Genomic DNA, 4,300 nt, shown 5'->3' with positions numbered 1-4,300 from the left:
CCGGCGTGGCCGCCGTCGCCGCGGCCGACTCGGCGGGACCGGACGGATCAGCGGGCGCCGGCGCCGGCGGGCAGGCTTCGACCGGGGCGGACACGGCGCTGGGCCGACGCCTGGCTGGGCTCGCCCCGGCCGAGGCCGCCCGGGTGGCGCTGGAGGTCGTCCGCGAGTCCATGTCGGCCGTGCTCGGCGGCGGCGCGGGCGAGATCGACGTCCGCCGGCCGTTCCGCGACGCCGGCTTCGACTCCCTGATGGCGGTGGAGCTGCGGGGCCTGCTGAGCGCGGCCACCGGCCTGCGGCTGGGCTCCGGCGTGCTGTTCGACTACCCGACGCCGGCCGCGCTCGCCCGGCGGCTGCGCGACCTGCTGGCCCCGCGGCCGTCCCGGCCGTCCACCGGGCCGGGCGCCGGCCGGGCCGCCGCGGACGACCCGATCGTCATCGTCGGGATGGGCTGCCGCTACCCGGGCGACGTGGCGTCGCCGGACGACCTGTGGGACCTGGTCGCGCGCGGCGCCGACGGGATCTCCGGCTTCCCCACCGACCGCGGCTGGGAGCTGGCGGAGCTCTACGACCCGGACCCGGCGGCGGCCGGGCACAGCTACGTCCGTGACGGCTACTTCCTGGCCGGGGCGACCCGGTTCGACGCCGCCTTCTTCGGGATCTCCCCGCGCGAGGCGGCGGCGATGGACCCGCAGCAGCGGGTGCTGCTGGAGACCGCCTGGGAGGCGCTGGAGCGGGCCGGTGTCGACCCGCTCTCCCTGGCCGGCGAGCCGGTCGGCACCTTCGTCGGCGCGATGGCCGGCGACTACGGCCCCCGGCTGCACCAGGCGCCGAGCAGCCTTGGCGGGTATGTCCTGACCGGCGGCGCCGGAAGCGTCGCCTCCGGCCGGATCGCGTACACCCTCGGCCTGGAGGGTCCGGCGGTGACGGTCGACACGGCGTGCTCGTCGTCGTTGGTGGCGTTGCATCTGGCGGCGTCGTCGCTGCGGGCGGGGGAGTGCTCGCTGGCGCTGGCGGGTGGGGTGACGGTCATGTCCACCCCCGGCATGTTCGTGGAGTTCTCCCGTCAGCGCGGGCTGGCCCGGGACGGCCGCGCGAAGGCGTACGCCGAGGCCGCCGACGGCACGGCCTGGTCGGAGGGTGTGGGTCTGCTGGTGCTGGAGCGGCTGTCGGATGCGCGGCGTAACGGTCATGAGGTGCTGGCGGTGGTGTCGGGTTCGGCGGTGAACCAGGACGGTGCGTCGAATGGTCTGACGGCGCCGAATGGTCCGTCGCAGGAGCGGGTGATCCGGGCGGCGTTGGCGTCGGCCGGGTTGTCGGGTGCCGATGTGGACGTGGTGGAGGGGCATGGGACGGGGACGACGTTGGGGGACCCGATCGAGGCCGGTGCGCTGCTGGCCACCTGCGGGCAGGGCCGTCCCGAGAACCGGCCGCTGCTGCTGGGGTCGCTCAAGTCGAACATCGGCCACACCCAGGCGGCCGCCGGGGTCGGCGGTGTGATCAAGATGGTGCTGGCGATGCGGCACGGCCTGGTTCCGCCGACGCTGCACGTCGACGCGCCGTCCTCACATGTGGAGTGGGAGTCCGGGGCGGTCGAGCTGGCCACCGAGGCCCGCCCCTGGCCGGACACCGGCCGCCCCCGCCGGGCCGGGGTCTCGTCGTTCGGCATCAGCGGCACCAACGCCCACGTGATCATCGAGACGCCGGCGAAGCCGGCGGACGCGCCCACCGCGGCCGAGCCCGTCGGCCCGGCGGCCTCGGCAGAGCTCGCCGCGTCGGCCGTCGCGGCCGCGCCGACGGCGCCCGCCTACCCGGTCGTGCCGTGGGTGATCTCCGGCACGGGTGACGCGGCCCTCGCCGCGCAGGCCGACCGGTTGCGCGGCTTCCTGGTCGCCCGGCCGGCTCCTCGGCCCGCCGACGTCGGCCACGCCCTCGCCACGGCCCGGGCGGCGCTGCCCAGCCGGGCCGTCCTGCTCGGGTCTCGCCCCGAGCAGCTTCTGGGCGGGCTGAGCGTCCTGGCGGAGGCCGAGGGCGCTCCCGCCGGGCCGGCGAGCCTGAGCCCCGGCGCCTCGGACGCCCTCGCCTCCGCCACCGTCGTGCGGGCCGGCGCGGCCGGGCGCACGGGCCCGGGCGCCGGCGTCGTGTTCGTCTTCCCGGGCCAGGGCGCCCAGTGGGCCGGCATGGCCCTCGAACTGATGGCGGCGTCCACGGTCTTCCGCGACCGGATGGAGGCCTGCCGCGCGGCGCTGGCGCCGCACGTCGCCTGGAGCCAGCCCCGCCAGCCGCCGGTCGACGTAGCCGCCGGTGCTGAGGCGGCCGGTGGCGAGGCGGCCGGTGACGAGATCGGCGGCGTCGTCGATGGCGCGGCCGGCGAGGCGGAGGGCGACGCGGCTGGCTGGACGTGGGCCGAGGTGCTGGCCGGGGACGCGCCGGCGGCGCCGCTGGACCGGGTGGACGTCGTGCAGCCCGCGCTGTTCGCGGTGATGGTGTCGCTGGCCGCCCTGTGGCGCGCGCACGGGGTGGAGCCGGCCGCGGTCGTCGGCCACAGCCAGGGCGAGATCGCCGCCGCGCACGTCGCCGGCGCGCTGAGCCTCGACGACGCGGCCCGGATCGTCGCCAGGCGCAGCCGCGCCCTGATCGCGCTGGCCGGGCAGGGCGGCATGGTCTCGCTGCCGCTGGCCGGCGAGGCGGCCGAGGAGCTGCTGGCCGGCTGGCCGGGACGGATCGGGCTCGCCGCGCTGAACGGGCCGCGCTCCACCGTCGTGTCGGGCGACGCGGCGGGCCTCGACGAGCTGCTGGCCGAGTGCGCGCGGCGCGGCGTCGACGCCCGCCGGGTCCCCGTCGACTACGCCTCGCACTCGGCGCACGTGGAACGCATCCGGGACGACCTGCTCGCCGCCCTCGGGCCGGTCACGCCAGGACCGGCGGCCGTCGAGATGTGCTCGACCGTCACCGGCGAGCCGGTCGGCGACGGCGCGCTCGACGCCGACTACTGGTACCGCAACCTGCGCGGGACCGTCCGGTTCGAGGCGGCCGTGCGGCTGCTGGCCGGGCGGGGGCACCGGACCTTCGTCGAGATGAGCCCGCACCCGGTGCTGACGGTGGGGCTCCAGGAGACCTTCGACGCGCTGGGCGACGCCGCCTCCGGTGCCGTGGCACTGGGCACCCTGCGCCGCCACGACGGGAGCCGGACACGGTTCCTCACCGCGCTCGCCGAGGCCTACGTGCACGGCGTCGGCGTGCGCTGGGCGGCCGCGTTCGACGGCCTCGCCCCGCGCCGCGTCGAGCTGCCGACCTACGCCTTCGCCCCGGACCGGCACTGGCTGGACCCGGCGGCGGACGCGAATGGCGCGAACGTCACCCGGGTTGGCCTCGAAGGCGCCGGCCATCCCCTGCTCGGCGCGGTCGTCGAGCTGGCCGACGGCGGCGGCCTGGTGCTGACCGGCCGCCTGTCGCGGTCCGACGCCCCCTGGCTCGCCGACCACGCCGTCTTCGGCTCGGTGCTGGTGCCGGGGACGGCGCTGCTCGAGATGGTCATGCTGGCCGGGGACCGGGCCGGCTGCGACGTCGTCGACGACCTGACGTTGGCCGCCCCGCTGGCGCTGGCCGAGCGAGGCCCGGTCACGGTGCAGATCAGCGTCGGCCCGCCGGACGGCGACGGCGGGCGTTCGGTGAGCCTCTTCTCCCGGCCGGGCGCCGACGCGCCGTGGACCCGGCACGCCCACGGCCGGCTGGCGATGGCCCCGCCAGAGCCGGGCCCGGCGCACGCCGACGCGGCGGAGCTGGCGGCCTGGCCGCCCCGGGACGCCGCGCCGGTCGACCTCGCCGGCTTCTACCCCGCGGCCGCCACGGCGGGCTTCGCCTACGGCCCGGCCTTCCGGGGCATGCGGGAGCTGTGGCGCCGGGGAGCGGACACGTTCGTCGAGGCCGAGCTGACCGGGGACGCCGCGGCCGCCGCCGGCGCGCACCTCCTGCACCCGGCGCTGCTCGACGCGGTGCTGCACGCCGCCTTCGTGGGCGCCGGCGACGGACGGATCTTCACGGGCACGGCGCTGCCGTTCGCCTGGTCCGGCGCCCGGGTCACGGCGTCCGGCGCGACGCGGGTGCGTGCCCGGCTGCGCCGGCTCGGCCCCGAGACCGTGACGATCGACGTCGCGGACTGCGTCGGCCTCCCGGTCGCCCAGGTCGCGTCGCTGCTGATCCGGCCGGCCGACGCGGACACGGTCGCCGCCGCGGCACGCGGAGCCGCTCCCGTCGCGTCGCCAGCGGCCGGCGGCCGGCTTCACGTCGTCGACTGGGTGCC

At 78.0% G+C, this 4,300-nt stretch carries 1 protein-coding gene; it reads left to right on the top strand.

The window, feature by feature from the left end; genetic code table 11:
- Positions 1–4,300, top strand: a 4,300-nt coding sequence (locus BCD48_RS17525; RefSeq protein ID WP_116271551.1) for a type I polyketide synthase, incomplete at both ends; no start/stop codon positions are given.

This window comes from Pseudofrankia coriaricola (assembly GCF_001854805.1).
In the GTDB taxonomy this organism is placed as follows: domain Bacteria; phylum Actinomycetota; class Actinomycetes; order Frankiales; family Frankiaceae; genus Pseudofrankia.
This window is presented reverse-complemented; position numbering and strand designations above follow the sequence as displayed.